Here is a 17,017-nt window from a genome sequence, read left to right as displayed (position 1 = left end):
CTTGCCAGGGAGCGTGATTTGCCGGTGTCGAGCAAAGTTCTGGTGGCGGGCCTGCTGGCCGGCTGCGCCATGACGACGGTGTCTGTCGCCCTCGCCCAAAACGCCGCCTCGCCCGGGCGGGCGCCGGCGGGGACCGGGTCCATGGTCGCCCAGGTTTTCAGCGGCGGTACGGTGCGCGACATCCGGGTCGAAGGCACTCAGCGAATCGAAACCTCCACGGTCCGCTCCTATCTGACCGTCCAGCCCGGCGACCCGTTCGATCCGGACCGGATCGACCAGTCGTTGAAGTCGCTGTTCAACACCGGCCTGTTCGCCGATGTCGTGCTGAAGCGCGAGGGCGACACGCTGGTGGTGACGGTGGCGGAGAACCCGATCATCAACCGCATCGCGTTCGAGGGGAACCGGCGCATCGACAAGGAGACGCTGGACAAGGAAATCCAGCTGCGTCCCCGTGTCGTCTACACGCGCACCCGGGTTCAGTCCGACGTCCAGCGCATCCAGGAGATCTACCGGCGCCAGGGCCGCTTCGGCGCCACGGTGGAACCGAAGATCATCCAGCTCGACCAGAACCGCGTCGATCTGGTGTTCGAGATCAACGAGGGCGTGCGCACCGGCGTGCGCGGCATCACCTTCATCGGCAACGAGCATTTCTCGGACGGGACGCTGCGCGAGACCATCCAGACCAAGGAAACGGCTTGGTGGCGGTTCCTGTCGTCGGATGACAACTACGATCCGGACCGCCTGAACTACGACCGCGATCTGCTGCGTCGCTACTATCTGAGGGAAGGCTACGCCGACTTCCGCGTCGTTTCGGCGGTGGCCGAGCTGACGCCGGACAAGTCCGACTTCTTCATCACCTTCACCATCGAGGAAGGCGAGCGCTACAAGTTCGGCAAGGTCGACATCAAGACCTCGCTGAAGCAGCTCGATCCCGTGGTTCTGCAGGACAGCGTCAACACGACCGAGGGCGACTGGTACAACGCCCAGAAGGTCGAAGACACGATCACCAAGCTGACGAACGCCGTCGGCGACCTGCAATACGCCTTTGTGGACGTCCGGCCGCGGATTTCGCGCAACCGCGAAACTCACACCATCGACATCACCTACGAGATCAACGAGGGGCCGCGCACCTTCGTCGACCGCATCGATATTTCGGGCAACGTCCGCACGCTCGACAAGGTGATCCGCCGCGAGATGCTGCTGTCAGAGGGCGACCCCTTCAACTCGTCGAAGCTGAAGCGTTCCGAGCAGCGCATCAAGGACCTCGGCTTCTTCGAGCGCGTGAACGTCACCACGTCCGAAAGCAGCGCTCCGGACCGCACGGTTGTGAACGTCGACGTGGCCGAGCAGTCCACCGGTGAAATCTCCATCGGTGCCGGCTTCTCGACCTCCGACGGTCCTCTGGGTGACTTCTCGATCCGTGAGCGCAACCTACTCGGCCGCGGTCAGGACCTGCGTCTGGGCGCGACGCTGTCGGGTCGGCGCCAGTTGTACGACGTCTCCTTCACGGAGCCGTACTTCATGGACCGGGATCTGTCGGCCGGTGTCGATCTGTTCCGGACGCGGTACAATTACCAGGACGAAAGCTCGTTCAACGAGAAGAATACCGGTTTCGCCTTGCGCCTGGGGTATCCGCTGACCGAGAGCCTGCGCCAGCGCGTCTATTACCAGCTGCAGGACACGCTGATCGAGGAAGTGCCGACCACCGCGTCGAAGTACATTCAGGAACAGCGCGGCGAGCGCATGACCTCGCTGATCGGTCAGGAACTGACCTATGACGTCCGCAACAGCAAGCTGACGCCGACCGAGGGTTATTTCATCCGGCTGACCAACGACATTGCCGGTCTCGGCGGTTCGGTGCGTTTCCTGCGGAACAAGCTGGCCGGTGGTTACTATCTGCCGCTCGGCGAAGACCAGTGGGTGCTCAGCACGACGGGCGAGATCGGTTACATCCACGGTCTCGGCAAGAAGGTCGATCTGGGCGACCGCTTCTTCATCGGCGGCGATACGCTGCGCGGTTTCAACACCGCCGGTATCGGTCCCCGCGACATCACGACCGGCGATGCGCTCGGCGGCACCCGCTATGCCCGCGCCTCGGTGGAAATGAGCTTCCCCTTCGGCCTGCCGGAGGAGTTCGGTCTGCTTGGGCATGCCTTCACCGATGTCGGTACGTTGGGCAAGGCCGATATCAGCGATCCGAACGTGAAGGATGACGAGAGCATCCGCGTTTCCGTCGGCACCGGCGTGTCTTGGAAGTCGCCGTTCGGCCCGATCCGGCTCGATGTCGCATTGCCGATCCGCAAGGAAGGCTACGACAAAAAAGAGCTCATCCGCTTCAGCTTCGGAACCAGGTTCTAAGATGCAATCCATCCTGTCGAAGACGCCGATCCGCGTCGCCGTCCTGTCGGTCGTTGCCGCCACCGGTCTCCTTTTTGCCGCGACCTCCGCCCAGGCCCAGGCCCAGTCGGCGCCCAAGGCCGAGGCGCCGGCGCCGGGAGCGGAGCTGAAGGCGCCGGTCATTGCCGTGATCGACGTGCAGAAGATCATGCAGGAATCCAGCGCATCGAAAGGCATCACCAAGTCCTTTGAATCGCTCCGGGATTCCTATCAGAAGGAAATCTCCGCGCTGGAGGACAAGCTCCGCAAGAACGAGGATGAACTGCGCAAGCAGCAGACCGTCCTGTCGCCGGAAGCTCTTGCCAACAAGCGTCGAGATTTCGAAAAGCAGGTCGCGGACGTCCAGAAGACCGTCCAGACCCGCAAGCGGGCGCTGGAGACCAGCCTGAACGAGGCGATGGCCGTCGTTCACAAGACGATGGTAGAGGTCGTGGCGGATATTTCCCGCGAACGCGGCGCCAACCTCGTTCTGGCCCGTCAGCAGTTCGTTCTCGTCGACACCCAGCTCGATGTCACCGACGCCGTGATGGAGCGTGTCAACAAGAAGCTGCCGCAGGTTGCCCTGAACGTTCCGAAGCCGTGATGCCGGCTTGATCAGGGCCGCCGCCATCCTGTGGGGATGGTGGCGGCCCTGTCCGTTTCCGGGCTGCGGCGGTTGCGATCGCCGCGGAAATGGGGCAAGAAGGCGGAGCAAACAAGAAGGCACCGGTGTTCCTCATCGGGGCGGTGGTGCCCATTCCCCGGAAAGGGGAATGCTGAACTCTATCGGTTGGTGGAAAGGCGGGCGGCCGGGCAATGGACGTGACGGCGGACAACAACGCGCAAAGCAAGAAGATCGACGACATCGACATCATGCGGATCATGCAGATGATCCCGCATCGCTACCCGATCCTGATGATCGACCGGGTGATCGATGTGACGCTGGGCGAAGGCGCCACCGGCGTGAAGAACGTCACGATCAACGAGCCCTTCTTCCAGGGTCACTTCCCGTCGCGCCCGGTCATGCCGGGCGTGCTGATCATCGAAGCGATGGCCCAGACCTCCGCGGTGCTGGTGGTGGCGACCCTGGGTCCGGATGCGGAAGGCAAGCTGGTCTATTTCATGACCGTCGACGAGGCGCGCTTCCGCCGCCCCGTCACGCCTGGAGACACCATCCACATCCACGTCACCAAGCAGCGGCAACGCGCCAACGTTTGGAAGTTCAAGGGCGAGGCCAAGGTCAACGGCGTTCTCGTCGCTGAAGCCGTCTATTCCGCCATGATCCTGGACGAAAAATGACCGTCTCCATCCATCCGTCCGCCGTCGTCGATCCCGCGGCCAAGCTCGGGGAGGGGGTTGATATCGGCCCCTTCTGCGTCGTCGGTCCCGACGTCACGCTGGACGATGGCGTTCGGCTGGTTTCGCATGTGGCGGTCGATGGGCGTACCCGCATCGGCACCGAAACCGTCATCTATCCTTTTGCGTCCATCGGCCACCGCCCGCAGGATTTGAAGTTCCACGGCGAACCGTCGGAACTGGTCATCGGCGCTCGCAATCAGATCCGCGAGCACGTGACGATGAATCCCGGTACCGAGGGCGGCGGGATGATCACGCGCGTCGGCGATGACGGGCTATTCATGATGGGGTCGCATGTGGCGCATGATTGCGTCGTCGGCGACCATGTCATCATGGCGAACAACGCCACCTTGGGCGGCCACGTCACCTTGGGGGACTATGTCATCATCGGCGGTCTGTCGGCGGTTCGGCAGTTCGTTCGCATCGGCTCCCATGCGATGATCGGCGGGATGTCGGGCGTCGAAAACGACGTGATTCCCTTCGGTCTCGTCATGGGCGATCGCGCCCGCCTCGCCGGCTTGAACCTGGTCGGGTTGGAGCGCCGCGGCTTCAAGAAGGACGACATCCATGCGTTGCGCGCCGCATACCGCATGTTGTTCGGCCCGGAAGGCACTTTTGCCGAGCGGGTGGAGGGGGTTGGACGGGATTTCGGTGAACGTGCGCTGATTTCCGACGTGCTGTCCTTCATCCGCGCCAAGGAAGCCCGGTCTCTCTGTCAGCCGCGCGAAGGCTGAGGCGACCGGCCGATGGCCGATACTTCACAGGCAGTCACATCCAGGCCCGCGGGGCCGAAGCTGGCGATCCTGGCTGGCGGCGGGACGCTTCCTGCCCGCATCGCCAGCGCTGTGTGCGGGCAGGGGCGTGAGGTCTTCATCGTCGCCTTCGACGGACACACTGATCCCGAGACCGTCGCCGGGCTGCCCCATATCTGGAGCCGCTTCGGTGCCGCCGGGACGATCCTGCGCCGCCTGCATGACGAGGGGGTGGGAGAGGTCGTGTTGGCCGGCCCGGTGAAACGCCCTTCCTTCACCGAACTCATGCCGGACTGGCGTACCGCGCGTTTCCTCGCCCGCGTCGGTACCCGCGCGCTGGGTGATGACGGCTTGCTTCGTGCCGTGGTCCGCGAAGTCGAAGAGGACGGATTTCGCGTCGTCGGGCTGCATGATCTGCTGAAGGACCTGCTGACCGTCGCGGGTCCGGTCGGCCGCTTCGCTCCGGACGCCGAAGCCGAGCGCGACATCGCGCGGGCGGTCGCGGTCGCCCGGACCATGGGTACGCTCGATGTCGGTCAGGGTGCGGTGGTTCAGCAGGGAATCGTTCTGGCGGTCGAGGCGATCGAAGGTACCGACGCCATGCTCGAACGCTGTGCCGGTCTGGCGCGGCCGGGTCCCGGCGGGGTGCTGGTCAAAGTGAAGAAGCCTAAACAGGATCGCCGCATCGACCTGCCGGCTATGGGCGTCACCACGGTGGAACGGGCCGCCGCCGCCGGGTTGCGCGGCATCGCGGTCGAGGCGGGCGGCAGCCTGTTGATCGACCGTCCGGGAGTGGCGGAGGCGGCGGACCGCCTCGGCCTGTTTGTCGTCGGTATCGAGATCCCGCCATGAATGGTCCTGCCATGGCGGAAAATGGTCCGACCCTGTTCCTGATCGCCGGCGAGCCGTCCGGCGACGCCCTTGGGGCACGGCTGATGGCGGCTGCGAAGCGGTTGACCGGCGGCCGGGTGCGCTTCGTCGGTATCGGCGGCGAACGGATGATGGCGGAGGGGCTCGTCAGCCTCTTTCCCATGGCCGAGCTGACGCTGTTCGGGATTTTCGAACTGCTGCCCCACCTGCCGAACCTGATTCGCCGCATCGATCAAACGGTGGCGGAGATCATACATGTGCGCCCCGATGCGGTGGTCGGTATCGACTCCCCCGGCTTCACGGTGCGCGTGGCGAAGAAGGTGCGCGCGGCGGATCCCGCCATCCCCTTGATTCACTACGTCGCGCCGACCGTTTGGGCCTGGAAGCCGAAACGTGCCGCCAAATACGCGGCCATCTACGATCACCTGCTTGCGGTGCTTCCCTTCGAGCCGCCCTACTTCGAGAAGGAAGGGCTTGCCTGCACCTTCGTCGGCCATTCGGTCGTCGAGGGCGGCGCTGGACAGGGGGACGGTGCTGGCTTCCGCCTGCGTCATGGGATCGCTGCGACCGACCGCATCGTGGCCGTGCTTCCCGGCAGTCGAAAAGGCGAGGTGTCGCGCTTGTTGCCCGACTTCCGCGCGACTCTCGACCTGCTGCGCCCCTCTCATCCGAATCTGATTGTCGTGGTGCCGACGGTGGCAACGGTGCGCGACCGGGTTGCGGCTGCCATCGCCGATTGGCCGGTTCGAACCGTCATGGTGGAAGGCGACACGGAAAAATACGACGCTTTCGCTGCGGCGGAGGTCGCACTTGCGGCATCGGGCACCGTTGCGCTGGAACTGGCGCTCGCGCGGTTGCCGACGGTCATCGCCTACCGGCTGAACCCGATCACGGTCGCACTCTATCGCCGTCTGATCCGGGTGAAGTATGTCAACCTCGTCAACCTGATGCGCGATGACATGCTGGTGCCGGAACTGCTGCAGCAGGATTGCCGACCGGATAGACTGGCGGCCGAACTTGGCCGCCTGCTGGATGACTCCACGGCGCGTCAGGAGCAGATCGACGGCGTCGCCGAGGTCGCCCGCTGGCTGGGGCAGGGCGATACGCCGCCCAGCGAACGCGCTGCCCGCACCATCCTCGATGTCGTCACGGAGAAGCGAGCGAACTGCTCCCAAAAGGGCGAACCTGGAACGGGAGAACAGAAACCATGAGCGAATTCCGACTGTTGCACACGATGCTGCGCGTGCTGGATCTGGAGAAGTCGCTGGACTTCTACACCCGGCTGCTCGGCATGAAGCTCCTGCGCCGCAACGACTATGAAGGCGGTCGCTTCACCCTCGCGTTCGTCGGTTACGGGGAGGAGTCCGACACGGCCGTTCTGGAACTGACCCACAACTGGGATCAGAAGGAGCCGTACGAGATCGGAACCGCCTATGGCCACATCGCGCTCGGCGTCCCGGACATCTACGGCACTTGCGAAAAATTGGCGTCCGAAGGCGTCAAGATCCCGCGTCCTCCCGGCCCGATGAAGCATGGCACCACCGTCATCGCCTTCATCGAAGATCCCGACGGTTACAAGGTCGAATTGATCGAGCGGAAGTAGAGTTTCGCTGACCTACCGGTCTTCGACTGGGGCGTGGCCGGTATCGGCTGCGCCTCATTTTATTTTCTCAGGCTCCTCCGCCGCCACGCGACGGAAGCGTGCCCGATAGTTTGCCGGGCTCAATCCCAACCGCAGGCGGAAATGGTGCCGCAGGGTGGCGGCGGATCCGAAGCCGACCCGGGTCGCCACCTCCTCCACCGGGAGGCTGCTGCATTCCAGCAGGTCGCGGGCTCGTGACAACCGTTCCATCAGCAGCCAGTCCCCGGGGGTGGTGCCGGTCATCGACTGGAAGCGGCGAAGGAAGGTTCGCAGGCTCATGCCGGCTCGGGACGCCATGCTCGACAGGCTATGGTTCTCCGACAGCGTCTGGCGCAGGTGGTCGAGCAGCGGGGCCAGACGGGCGCCTTCGCGGGCGACGGGGACCGGGGTTTCGATGAACTGGGCCTGCCCGCCCTCACGGTGGGGCTGGACCACCAAGCGGCGTGCGACGCTGTTCGCCGCTTCCGGTCCGAAGTCCCGGCGGACGAGATGCAGGCAGAGATCGATGCCGGCCGCACTGCCGGCCGAGGTCAGGATATTGCCCTCGTCCACATACAGCACGTCCGGAACCACTCGTATATCCGGATAGAGCTTCCCCAGCGTCGCAGCATATCGCCAATGCGTGGTCGCGCGGCGACCGCTCAGAAGTCCGGCGGCCGCGAGTACGAAGGCGCCGGAGCAGATCGACAGGATGCGTGCGCCGCGGGCTTCCGCTAGCCGCAGCGCGTCGATCAGGGGATCGGGGACCGGCTCGCTTGCGCCGCGCCAGCCGGGAACGACGATGACGTCGGCTTGGTCGAGCAGGTCGAGCCCGCCGTCTGCTTCGATCCGAATGCCTCCCATGGCACGCAGCGGACCGGCATCGAGTGCCGCCACGGCGAAGCGATACCAATCCGGTCCGAGTTCCGGGCGCGGCAAGCCAAACACCTCGACGGCGACGCCGAACTCGAAGGTACAAAGGCCGTCATAGGCGAGAGCGACGGCCAGCGGGGACGAGGCTTTTGGCATGAACTGTACGATAGCTGGCAGTCATGCCACTTTCCAGCCGAACGTGCGACGGGGATGATAAGGCCATCTCCCCCAGTCAGGCGATTGCCGAGAGGATCCTATGGCCAGTCTCGTTACCGAAATTCCCGCGGCGCCGTCCATGGAGGCGGCGATCCATTTTGCCGGCCGGTTGTCGCTGGAGACCGATTGCTGGGACGTGTGTGAGTCCCTGAAGTCCGAGGCACCGGATTTTGTCCTGCTGGATGTCCGCGGACCGGCGGCCTACGCAAGAGGGCATGTGCCGGGGGCGTTGCATCTGCCGCATGGCAAGATCACGGAGAGACGCATGGCGGAATGGCCGGAGGGAACGCTGTTCGTGGTCTATTGCGCCGGTCCGCACTGCAACGGGGCGGATCGCGCGGGCCTGCGTTTGGCGCGGATCGGGCGGCCGGTCAAGCTGATGATCGGCGGCGTGGCGGGCTGGATCGACGAAGGATTCGCTTTGGAAAGTGAAAGCTGAACCGTCGCCTCAGATGAAGACGATTCCGGCAACCAGGGCCAGGATGAGCAGGTAAACGATCATCCGGCGGACCCGCCAGCCAAGCGGTGCCCGGTTGTCGTTGGCCGGCGGGCGCAGACGCACCCGCCGGGCCGGAACGATGTACGCAGTCGGGTCCTGGGCGGCTCCGTTGGAGCCGCCCATTCCGATATGGGCTGTGGGCCGGTTAGCCACGCTCGGCCAGCGGCACGAACGGCCGCTTGACGTCGCCGGTGTAGAGCTGACGCGGACGGCCGATCTTCTGCACCGGGTCCTCGATCATCTCCTTCCACTGGCTGATCCAGCCGACGGTGCGGGCCAGCGCGAACAGCACGGTGAACATGCTGGTCGGGAAGCCCATCGCCTTCAGGATGATGCCCGAATAGAAATCGACATTCGGATAGAGCTTCTTCTCGATGAAGTACTCGTCCGACAGGGCGATCTTCTCCAGTTCCATCGCGATGTCCAGCAGCGGCTCGTCCTTGATGCCGAGCTCGCCGAGAACCTCGTGGCAGGTCTGGCGCATGACCTGGGCGCGCGGGTCGTAGTTCTTGTAGACCCGGTGGCCGAAGCCCATCAGGCGGAAGTTGTCGTTCTTGTCCTTGGCGCGGCGGACGAACTCGGGGATGCGCTCGACCGAGCCGATCTCCTCCAGCATCTTCAGCACGGCCTCGTTCGCACCGCCATGGGCCGGACCCCACAGCGAGGCGATGCCGGCGGCGATGCAGGCGAACGGGTTGGCACCCGACGAACCGGCGAGGCGGACGGTCGAGGTCGAAGCGTTCTGCTCGTGGTCGGCGTGCAGGATGAAGATCTTGTCCATCGCCTTGGACAGGATCGGGTTGACCTTGAACGGCTCGCAGGGCGTGCCGAAGGTCATGTAGAGGAAGTTCTCCGCGTAGGACAGGTCGTTGCGCGGATACATGAAGGGCTGGCCGGTCGAGTACTTGTAGGCCATCGCAGCGATCGTCGGCATCTTGGCGATCAGGCGGTGCGCGGCGATCTTGCGCGCGGTCGGATCGTTGATGTCCAGCGAGTCGTGGTAGAAGGCCGACAGGGCGCCGACGACGCCGCACATGATCGCCATCGGGTGGGCGTCACGGCGGAAGCCGCTGTAGAACTTGGTCAGCTGCTCATGCACCATCGAGTGACGGCGCAGGATGTTCTCGAATTCCGTGCGCTCGACCGCGGTCGGCAGATGATTGTTGAGCAGGAGGAAGCAGACTTCCGGGAAGGTCGAATGCTCGGCCAGCTCGTCGATGGCGTAGCCGCGGTGCAGCAGAACACCCTCGTCGCCATCGATGTAGGTGATGCCCGACTCGCAGCTGCCGGTGGAGGTGAAGCCCGGATCGTAGGTGAAATAGCCGGTCTCGGCGTAGAGCTTGCGGATGTCGATCACGCTCGGCCCGACGCTGCCGTGCATGATCGGCATCGTGACCTGCTTGCCCGTCTTATTGTCGATGAGGGTTACGGTATCCTTGCCGTCCTCAATCTGGGTCATCTCGGCACGTCCTTATCGTTGAGGGTCGGGCTTGGCGCCCTTTTTTCGTCGGCGCAGCATAGTTCCATGGCTGCCTGATGGCAACGCACGGAAATGACCATCATGCTGCACCCGCTGCATCGCGGATGCGAGAAAGCGTCGCTTCCCGACCCAGCAGTTCAGCCACCTCGAAGATCGGCGGCGACACCGTCGACCCGGTCAGCGCCGCGCGCAGCGGTTGCGCCACCTTGCCCAGCTTCTCGCCCCGCGCCTCGGCGAAGCCGCGGACCTGTGCCTCCAGAGCCGCCGCGGTGAAGTCGGTCTCTGCGGCGAAGGCTGCCGCCAGTTCCTTCAACAGCCCGCGGCCCCTTTCGTCCAGCAGGGCGGATGCCTTCTCATCATAGCTGAGCGGCTGCGGCGCCACGTAGAAACGTGCGCTCTGCGCCAGATCGACCACCGTGCGGGCACGCTGCTTCAGCCCGTTCATCGCCCGCGTCAGAAGGTCGCGCTCGGCGTCGGTCAGGGCGCGGCCGAGTTCCGCCTCCAACCGCGGCGCGGCCAGGTCGAGCAGTCGGGAATCGTCGGCCAGCCGCATGTAGTGGGCGTTGAGATTCTCCAGCTTGGCGAAATCGAAGCGCGACGGCGAGCGGCCGATGCTCTCCAGGTTGAACCACTCGATCGCCTGTTCGGTCGAGATGATCTCGTCGTCGCCGTGCGACCAGCCGAGCCGCAGCAGGTAATTGCGAACCGCTTCCGGCAGGTAGCCCATGTCCCGATACGCATCGACGCCGAGTGCGCCATGCCGCTTGGACAGCTTGGCGCCGTCGGGGCCGTGGATCAGCGGGATATGGCCGAAGCGCGGCAGGTCCCAGCCCATCGAGTTGAAGATCTGGATCTGGCGGAAGGTGTTGGTCAGATGGTCGTCGCCGCGGATCACATGGGTGACGCCCATGTCGTGGTCGTCCACCACCACGGCCAACAGATAGGTGGGCGTGCCGTCGGCGCGCAGCAGGATCAGGTCGTCGAGTTGGGCGTTCTGCACCGTCACCTCGCCCTGGACGAGGTCGTTCAGGACGGTCTGGCCTTCCTGCGGCGCCTTCAACCGGATCACCGGCGCCACGCCGGCAGGGGCGTCGGACTCGGGACGGTCGCGCCAGCGGCCGTCATAGCGCATCGGCTGTCCGGCGGCCTTCTGGGCGGCGCGCATCTCCTCCAGCTCTTCCGGACTGCAATAGCAGCGGTAGGCCTTGCCAGCGGCGATCATCTGGTGGGCCACCTCGGCATGGCGGTCCTTGCGCTCGAACTGGCTCACGCCGTCGCCGTCCCAATCCAGGCCCAGCCACTGCAGTCCGTCGATGATGGCGTCCACCGCCGCCTGGGTCGAGCGTTGCCGGTCGGTGTCTTCGATCCGCAGCAGGAACTTGCCGCCGGTGTTGCGGGCGTACAGCCAGTTGAACAGGGCGGTGCGGCCACCGCCGATGTGCAGAAAGCCGGTCGGCGACGGAGCGAAGCGGGTGACGACGGTCATCGGTCTCTCAATTTCCGGTTCGGCGCTGGTATGATGCGCCGGTGGTTCGACACCGAGGTTTAACACAGCCCCCCGGCTTGGAGGCAATGCGATGCGCGCATGGACGGTTGTTGAGAGGTACGCGGGCGGCATTGCTGCGGCGGGAATCCGTTACCGGTGACGGCCGCAGGCTGGCCCGAGGAGGAGTCGGACGATCCCCCGGCGATCGACGGACGCTGGCGGGGCCTGCTGGTGCGCACGCGAAGGCGACTCGCGGCAGTGGCGGAGGCCGAGGGGGAGCGCTGGGTGCTGTGGCTGCCTGTTGCCTTCGGAGCGGGGGTATCGCTGTATTTCGACCTGCGGCAGGAGCCCGCGTGGTGGATCGGAGCGGCGGCACTGGCCGGATGTGCGGGCCTGCTGCTGGCGGTGCGGCGATGGTTCGCGCTTGCCGGCTTGGTGTTGACGCTGCTGACGGCAGCGGCCGGGTTCCTGGTGGCGCAGGCGCATACGGCCCGGATGGCGGCGCCGATCCTGACCCGCAGCATCGCAGGGGCGACCGTTACCGGACGGGTGATGGCGGTGGAGCGGCGTCCGGGAGCGACGCGCATCACGCTGCGCGAGCCGACGGTCAGCCGGCTGCCGCCGGAGCGGACGCCGGCGGCGCTTCGGATCCGACTGTCGGACCGGCACCCGGCTCCGGCTCCCGGATCGGTGGTCCGGCTGCGGGCGACGTTGCTGCCGCCCCAGGCGCCGGCCGAACCCGGAGCCTTCGACTTCCAGCGGCGGGCCTGGTTCATGGGGCTCGGCGCCACCGGATTCGCCACGGGGGCCGCCGAGCAGGTGGAGGCGGCGCCGGTAACGGGGTGGAGCATGGTCACCATCGCCTTCGAACGGGCGCGCGGGGCCATCGCCGAGCGGGTCGCGGCGGCGATCGGCGACCCGGTGGAAGCCAGCGTCACCACCGCCCTGCTGAACGGCGAGGAGTTCGGCATTCCGGAATCGACGCTGGACGACTTCCGCAACAGCGGCCTGGCGCATCTGCTGTCGATCTCCGGCCTGCATGTGGGCATCGCCGCGGGCATCCTGTTCTATGTGGTGCGGGCCATGCTGGCCGCCGTGCCCTATATCGCCCTGCGTTGGCCGATCAAGAAGATCGCGGCGCTGTTCGGCATCCTGTCGGCGCTCGCCTACACGATGCTGGTCGGGGCGCCGTTGCCGACGGTGCGGTCGGTGCTGATGACCGGCATGGTGATGGGGGCGATCATGCTGGACCGCCATCCCCTGAGCATGCGGCTGGTCGCCTTCGCCGGGCTGGTCACCATCGCCATGGACCCGGAAGGAATGCTGGGGCCGAGCTTCCAGATGTCGTTCGCCGCGGTGGTGTCGCTGATCGCCGCGTTCGAACGCGGAAGCCGCAGGCTGGCGGAATGGCGGCGCGATGCGGGATGGGTCTTGCGCGGGCTGTTCTATGTCGGCGGGATCCTGCTGACCAGCGTGGTGGCGACGCTGGCGACCTTGCCCTTCTCGCTCTTCCATTTCCAGCAGATCGCCTTCTACGGCGTGCTGTCGAACCTGATCGCCATTCCCATCACCTCCTTCTGGGTCATGCCGTGGAGCCTGATCGCCTATGCGCTGCTGCCGTTCGGGTTCGAGGCTCCGGCGGTGATCGCCATGAACTGGGGCGACAGGGCGGTGATCTGGACCGCGGAATTCTTCGGTCGCCTGCCCTGGGCTTCGCTGACCGTGCCGGCGATGCCGGGGGAGGGGTTCGCGGCGCTGGTGCTGGGCGGACTCTGGCTGTGCGTGTGGACGCGGCGGTGGCGCTGGGTGGGAGTGCTGCCCATCCTGGCGGGGCTCGCGTCGCCGATGCTGGCGGCGAGGCCGGACGTGCTGGTGTCCGGCGACGGGACGGTGATGGCGGTCAGGACGCCGGACGGGCGGCTCAGCGCCTCGGGCAAGGGGGGCGGCCGGCTGACCGAGACCTGGCGCGAGCGGGACGGCGAGCGGACGGCGGCGGAGCCCTGGCCGGCGGCGGGAGGATGGAGCGAGGGGGAACGGTCGCTGAGTTGCGATGCCCTCGGATGCCTGTATCGCGTGCGCGGAAAGACGGTCGCCCTGCCGCGCTTGCCGGACGCGCTGGACGAGGATTGCGGGACGGCGGACGTGGTGCTGACGGCAGCGGTGGCGCGGGGGTGCCGGGCGGAGTGGGTGGTCGACCGGTGGACGCTGCGGCATGAGGGCGCACACACGCTGACCGTCACGACGGATGGGGTACGGCTGGAAACGGTGCGGGGACTGAGGGGAGACCGGCCCTGGACCGGGGGGCGGTAGGAGTCGGCGCGCTTGCCCTCCACTCCGCCCCCCAGCCCGGACATGGGGTCAGTACTTGCGGACCAGACCGACCAGCTTGCCCTGCACCCGGACGCGATCGGCGCCGAAGATGCGCGTTTCGTAGGCGGCGTTGGCGGGTTCCAGAGCGATGGTGTTGCCCTTGCGACGCAGGCGTTTCAGCGTCACTTCGCCTTCATCCACGAGAGCGACGACGATGGTGCCGTTCTCCGCCGCATCGCAGCGTTGGATGACGATGGTGTCGTGGTCGAGGATACCGGCTTCGATCATCGAGTCGCCGGAAACCTCCAGAGCATAATGGTCGCCACCGGTCAGCATGGAGGCGGGAACGTCGACGAAGGCGCTGTTGTCGCGCAGCGCCTCGATGGGCGTGCCGGCGGCGATGCGGCCATAGAGCGGAAGCTGCACCGTCTCGTTCGCGGCGGCGGGAGTCGGGGCGGGCGGAGCGGTGTCGCGGCCGGCGAAGGCGAAATCGCCCTTGATGACGTTGGGCTGGAACTTCGGCTTGGGAGCCGCGGTCCGGTTGCGGGAGGCGTCCAGGCCCTCGGGAAGGCGGAGAACCTCCAGCGCGCGGGCGCGGTGGGGCAGGCGGCGGATGAAGCCGCGTTCCTCAAGACCGGTGATGAGGCGGTGGATGCCCGACTTGGACTTCAGGCCCAGGGCGTCCTTCATCTCGTCGAACGACGGCGAGACACCGCCCTGGCCAAGCCGTTCGTGGATGAACAGCAGCAATTCGTGCTGCTTGCGCGTGAGCATGGATGCCTCCCGGCCGTCGCCAGACTGAAGATGGAACAAAAACTAAACGTTGCTCCATGTTCTAGTTTGGTTCCTTCCGCGCGTCAAGCCCCCCATCGGCTTGTTTTAGAACTTGAGTGGAACATTTGGAACACCGTGAAACGGTTTTTCGGGTGCTGTTCACCTGTTCAGCCGGCCGTCCGAACGCTCTGTCCAAGTCTAGAGGCTGAGCGCTCCATCGGTCAAAGGGAGCACGGTCACCATGGCGCCGGCCGGTTCCGGATTGGCATGGGACGGGCGGGGAACCAGACAGTCGGCCTGGGCGTAGAGCGTGGTGATCGCGCTGTCCTGGCGGGCGAAAGGGGTCACGGTCAGGACACCGTCCGGACCGGCGGCGAGCGTGGCGCGCAGGTATTCTTCGCGCCGGTCGTTGGCCTTCAGCGCGGTGGTCAGGCGGGCCCGCAGCGGCGGACGCTCGTCCTCCGGCGGCAATCCCTGCAGCAGGCGCAGGATCGGGCGCAGGAACAGGACGGCGGTGACGCCGGTGGACACCGGATTGCCGGGCAGCCCCAGCAGGGGCACCGATCCGGCCCGGCCGAACATCAGCGCCTTGCCCGGCCGCATCGCCACGGCCTGCACCTCCAAGGCCACGCCGCGTTCGGCCAGCACGTCGCGCACGAGGTCGTAATCGCCCTGGGCGGCTCCGCCGGTGGTGACCAGCAGGTCGCAGCCGGCCGCGCCCTTCGCCAATTCGGCGACGCTGTCGGCCGTGTCCCTGGCGACGCCGAGATTGTGGGCGAGTCCGCCCTGGGCGGCGACGAGGGCGCAGAGGCCGAGCGCGTTGGTGCTGACGATCTGGCTCGGTCCCAGCGGGTCGCCGGGCAGGGCGATCTCGTCGCCGGTGGCGAGGATGGCGATGCGCGGCCGGCGATGGACCGACAGCCAGGGCACGTTGCCGCCGGCGGCCAGCGCGATGTCGCGGGCGGTCAGGCGCCGGCCCCTGGGCAGCAGTTCCTGTCCGATGGTGAAGTCGAAGCCGGCCTCGCGGACGAAGCGGCCGGCGACCACGGCGCGGCCGACCCGGACGGCGGTCTCGTCGGCGCTGCAATCCTCCTGCATCACCACGGCGTCGGCGCCGTCGGGCAGGGGGGCGCCGGTGAAGATGCGCACCGCCTCGCCGGGGCCGACGCTGCCGGTGAAGGCATGGCCGGCGGCGGATTCGCCGATGCGGCGCAGCGGGATCGGAGAATCCACGGTCGCGGCGGCGATGTCGGTGGCGCGCACCGCCCAGCCGTCCATGGCGGCGGCGTGGAAGGGCGGCTGGGTCAGCCGGGCGATCACCGGCTCGGCCAGCACGCGGCCCAGGGCGTCGGGCAAGGCCACGGTCTCCGCCGGCAAAGGGGCGAAGGCCGTCAGGATGCGGGCGCGCGCCTCGGCGACGGAGATCATGGCGTCAGGCTCCGGCCGGAGCGGTGGTGGAGGCGCCCCACTCCCCGCTCTTGCCGCCGGCCTTGTGCAGAAGGCGGACGTCGGTGACGGTCATGCCGCGGTCCACCGCCTTGCACATGTCGTAGACCGTCAATGCGGCGACGGTGACGGCAGTCAGCGCCTCCATCTCCACGCCGGTCTGGCCCTTCAGCTTGCAGGTGGCGGTGACGTCCACCGCGTTGCGCGCGGGATCGCAGGACAGGTCGACCTTGACCGAGGTCAGCATCAGCGGGTGGCACAGCGGGATCAGGTCCGGCGTGCGTTTCGCCCCCATGATGCCGGCCAGCCGGGCGACCGACAGCACGTCGCCCTTCTTCACCCCACCCTGCAGGATGAGCGCCAGGGTTTCCGGCTGCATCAGCACGGTGGCCGCTGCGGTGGCGGTGCGTTCGGTGTCGGCCTTGTCGGAGACATCGACCATCACCGCCTTGCCCTCGGCGTCGAAATGGGTGAAGCCGGTCATCGGACGGTCTCCCGCAAGGGTTTCTCCATGAAGACGCTGACGCCATTGTCTTCGTAGCAGGCGTAGGGTCCGCGCTCGGCGAAGCCTGCCTTGCGATAGAGCGCCAGCGCCTCGTGCTGGTGGACGCCGGATTCGAGCAGCAGGGCGGTCAGACCTTCCGCCCGCGCCTGTTCCTCCAGCCGGGCGAGCAGACGGTCGCCGATGCGATGGCCGCGCGCGGCGGGATCGACATACATCCGCTTGACCTCGCCGTATCCGGCAGGATCGACGCGCAGGGCGGCACAGCCGGCCGGAACGCCGTCCTTGCGGGCGACGAAGAAGCGCAGGTCCGGCGCCTCGAGCGCGCCGATGTCGAGCAGGTGGCAGGTCTCCGCCGGATAGAGGTCCAGCAGATAGCGGTCGAGCGCCGCCACCAGCGCGACCACCGCGTCCTGGCGCGGGCTTTCCGCGGCGATTGCGACAGCCGGCATCGGA

Annotated in this window: 17 protein-coding genes; 9 read left to right on the top strand and 8 right to left on the bottom strand. The window is 66.6% G+C overall.

From position 1 onward, the window contains the following. Positions 1-18 precede the first annotated feature (18 nt). The 7 genes from bamA (at position 19) to gloA (ending at position 6,957) form a co-directional block, all read left to right on the top strand. Positions 19-2,358: an outer membrane protein assembly factor BamA gene (gene bamA, locus JHL17_RS01930; protein WP_200190367.1), complete on the top strand. Its 2,340-nt coding sequence runs from the start codon at positions 19-21 to the stop codon at positions 2,356-2,358. Position 2,359: 1 nt separating this feature from the next. Next, positions 2,360-2,980: an OmpH/Skp family outer membrane protein gene (locus tag JHL17_RS01925; RefSeq protein ID WP_200190366.1), complete on the top strand. Its 621-nt coding sequence runs from the start codon at positions 2,360-2,362 to the stop codon at positions 2,978-2,980. 212 nt (positions 2,981-3,192) lie between these two features. After that, the gene (fabZ, locus tag JHL17_RS01920) at positions 3,193-3,675 is read left to right on the top strand and encodes a 3-hydroxyacyl-ACP dehydratase FabZ (RefSeq protein ID WP_200190365.1); all 483 of its coding nucleotides are present in this window, start codon (positions 3,193-3,195) and stop codon (positions 3,673-3,675) included. Then, positions 3,672-4,466, top strand: coding sequence for an acyl-ACP--UDP-N-acetylglucosamine O-acyltransferase (gene lpxA / locus JHL17_RS01915; protein ID WP_200190364.1), 795 nt, complete (start codon positions 3,672-3,674; stop codon positions 4,464-4,466). Before fabZ ends, lpxA begins: the two co-directional genes overlap by 4 nt. 12 nt (positions 4,467-4,478) lie before the next feature. Next, positions 4,479-5,336, top strand: coding sequence for an LpxI family protein (locus tag JHL17_RS01910; RefSeq protein ID WP_200190363.1), 858 nt, complete (start codon positions 4,479-4,481; stop codon positions 5,334-5,336). Further along, positions 5,333-6,565 carry a lipid-A-disaccharide synthase gene (gene lpxB / locus JHL17_RS01905; protein ID WP_247893259.1) on the top strand — a complete coding sequence of 411 codons (1,233 nt, stop codon included), beginning with the start codon at positions 5,333-5,335 and terminating at the stop codon, positions 6,563-6,565. Before JHL17_RS01910 ends, lpxB begins: the two co-directional genes overlap by 4 nt. Next, the gene (gene gloA, locus JHL17_RS01900; RefSeq protein ID WP_200190362.1) at positions 6,562-6,957 is read left to right on the top strand and encodes a lactoylglutathione lyase; all 396 of its coding nucleotides are present in this window, start codon (positions 6,562-6,564) and stop codon (positions 6,955-6,957) included. The genes lpxB and gloA overlap by 4 nt, the downstream gene beginning before the upstream one ends. A 54-nt stretch (positions 6,958-7,011) precedes the next feature. Here the strand turns inward: gloA and ftrA are convergent, their stop codons facing one another. Beyond that, positions 7,012-8,004 (bottom strand): transcriptional regulator FtrA, encoded by a 993-nt coding sequence (ftrA, locus tag JHL17_RS01895; protein ID WP_200190361.1) that lies wholly within the window; start codon positions 8,002-8,004, stop codon positions 7,012-7,014. Between the two features lie 139 nt (positions 8,005-8,143). Between ftrA and JHL17_RS01890 the strand changes: the two genes are divergently transcribed. Beyond that, the gene (locus JHL17_RS01890) at positions 8,144-8,503 is read left to right on the top strand and encodes a rhodanese-like domain-containing protein (protein WP_425599575.1); all 360 of its coding nucleotides are present in this window, start codon (positions 8,144-8,146) and stop codon (positions 8,501-8,503) included. A gap of 9 nt (positions 8,504-8,512) precedes the next feature. On the opposite strand, the gene JHL17_RS01885 is transcribed toward JHL17_RS01890, so the two are convergent. From JHL17_RS01885 to gltX, 3 genes are all read right to left on the bottom strand, one after another. After that, positions 8,513-8,686: a hypothetical protein gene (locus JHL17_RS01885; RefSeq protein ID WP_200190359.1), complete on the bottom strand. Its 174-nt coding sequence runs from the start codon at positions 8,684-8,686 to the stop codon at positions 8,513-8,515. Positions 8,687-8,708: 22 nt separating this feature from the next. Beyond that, entirely contained in the window at positions 8,709-10,022 is a 1,314-nt protein-coding gene (gltA, locus tag JHL17_RS01880) for a citrate synthase (protein WP_200190358.1), read from the bottom strand. A gap of 100 nt (positions 10,023-10,122) precedes the next feature. Continuing rightward, positions 10,123-11,529, bottom strand: coding sequence for a glutamate--tRNA ligase (gene gltX, locus JHL17_RS01875; RefSeq protein WP_200190357.1), 1,407 nt, complete (start codon positions 11,527-11,529; stop codon positions 10,123-10,125). A 156-nt stretch (positions 11,530-11,685) separates the two neighbouring features. Between gltX and JHL17_RS01870 the strand changes: the two genes are divergently transcribed. Next, on the top strand, positions 11,686-13,839 hold the full coding sequence (locus JHL17_RS01870) for a ComEC/Rec2 family competence protein (protein ID WP_200190356.1): 2,154 nt from the start codon (positions 11,686-11,688) through the stop codon (positions 13,837-13,839). Between the two features lie 48 nt (positions 13,840-13,887). Here the strand turns inward: JHL17_RS01870 and lexA are convergent, their stop codons facing one another. From lexA to JHL17_RS01850, 4 genes are all read right to left on the bottom strand, one after another. After that, positions 13,888-14,613 (bottom strand): transcriptional repressor LexA, encoded by a 726-nt coding sequence (gene lexA / locus JHL17_RS01865; protein WP_200190355.1) that lies wholly within the window; start codon positions 14,611-14,613, stop codon positions 13,888-13,890. A gap of 198 nt (positions 14,614-14,811) precedes the next feature. After that, on the bottom strand, positions 14,812-16,041 hold the full coding sequence (locus JHL17_RS01860) for a molybdopterin molybdotransferase MoeA (protein WP_200190354.1): 1,230 nt from the start codon (positions 16,039-16,041) through the stop codon (positions 14,812-14,814). A 4-nt stretch (positions 16,042-16,045) separates the two neighbouring features. Beyond that, positions 16,046-16,543, bottom strand: a complete 498-nt coding sequence (gene moaC, locus JHL17_RS01855; protein WP_200190353.1) for a cyclic pyranopterin monophosphate synthase MoaC — start codon at positions 16,541-16,543, stop codon at positions 16,046-16,048. After that, a complete protein-coding gene (locus JHL17_RS01850; RefSeq protein ID WP_200190352.1) occupies positions 16,540-17,013 on the bottom strand; it encodes a GNAT family N-acetyltransferase in 474 nt (157 codons plus the stop codon). The genes moaC and JHL17_RS01850 overlap by 4 nt, the downstream gene beginning before the upstream one ends. Between the last annotated feature and the right edge of the window lie 4 nt (positions 17,014-17,017).

Origin of the sequence: Azospirillum endophyticum, from assembly GCF_016595245.1 — a bacterium.
GTDB lineage: Bacteria > Pseudomonadota > Alphaproteobacteria > Azospirillales > Azospirillaceae > Azospirillum > Azospirillum endophyticum.
Note: the sequence above shows the minus strand (reverse complement) of the source record. Positions and strands in the feature narration are given on the sequence as shown.

Coding starts and splice junctions, on each gene's coding strand:
- JHL17_RS01925 (WP_200190366.1), top strand. CDS start 2,360: ATGCAATCCATCCTGTCGAAGACGCCGATCCGCGTCGCCGTCCTGTCG.
- fabZ (WP_200190365.1), top strand. CDS start 3,193: ATGGACGTGACGGCGGACAACAACGCGCAAAGCAAGAAGATCGACGAC.
- lpxA (WP_200190364.1), top strand. CDS start 3,672: ATGACCGTCTCCATCCATCCGTCCGCCGTCGTCGATCCCGCGGCCAAG.
- JHL17_RS01910 (WP_200190363.1), top strand. CDS start 4,479: ATGGCCGATACTTCACAGGCAGTCACATCCAGGCCCGCGGGGCCGAAG.
- lpxB (WP_247893259.1), top strand. CDS start 5,333: ATGAATGGTCCTGCCATGGCGGAAAATGGTCCGACCCTGTTCCTGATC.
- gloA (WP_200190362.1), top strand. CDS start 6,562: ATGAGCGAATTCCGACTGTTGCACACGATGCTGCGCGTGCTGGATCTG.
- ftrA (WP_200190361.1), bottom strand. CDS start 8,004: ATGCCAAAAGCCTCGTCCCCGCTGGCCGTCGCTCTCGCCTATGACGGC.
- JHL17_RS01890 (WP_425599575.1), top strand. CDS start 8,144: ATGGAGGCGGCGATCCATTTTGCCGGCCGGTTGTCGCTGGAGACCGAT.
- JHL17_RS01885 (WP_200190359.1), bottom strand. CDS start 8,686: ATGGGCGGCTCCAACGGAGCCGCCCAGGACCCGACTGCGTACATCGTT.
- gltA (WP_200190358.1), bottom strand. CDS start 10,022: ATGACCCAGATTGAGGACGGCAAGGATACCGTAACCCTCATCGACAAT.
- gltX (WP_200190357.1), bottom strand. CDS start 11,529: ATGACCGTCGTCACCCGCTTCGCTCCGTCGCCGACCGGCTTTCTGCAC.
- lexA (WP_200190355.1), bottom strand. CDS start 14,613: ATGCTCACGCGCAAGCAGCACGAATTGCTGCTGTTCATCCACGAACGG.
- JHL17_RS01860 (WP_200190354.1), bottom strand. CDS start 16,041: ATGATCTCCGTCGCCGAGGCGCGCGCCCGCATCCTGACGGCCTTCGCC.
- moaC (WP_200190353.1), bottom strand. CDS start 16,543: ATGACCGGCTTCACCCATTTCGACGCCGAGGGCAAGGCGGTGATGGTC.
- JHL17_RS01850 (WP_200190352.1), bottom strand. CDS start 17,013: ATGCCGGCTGTCGCAATCGCCGCGGAAAGCCCGCGCCAGGACGCGGTG.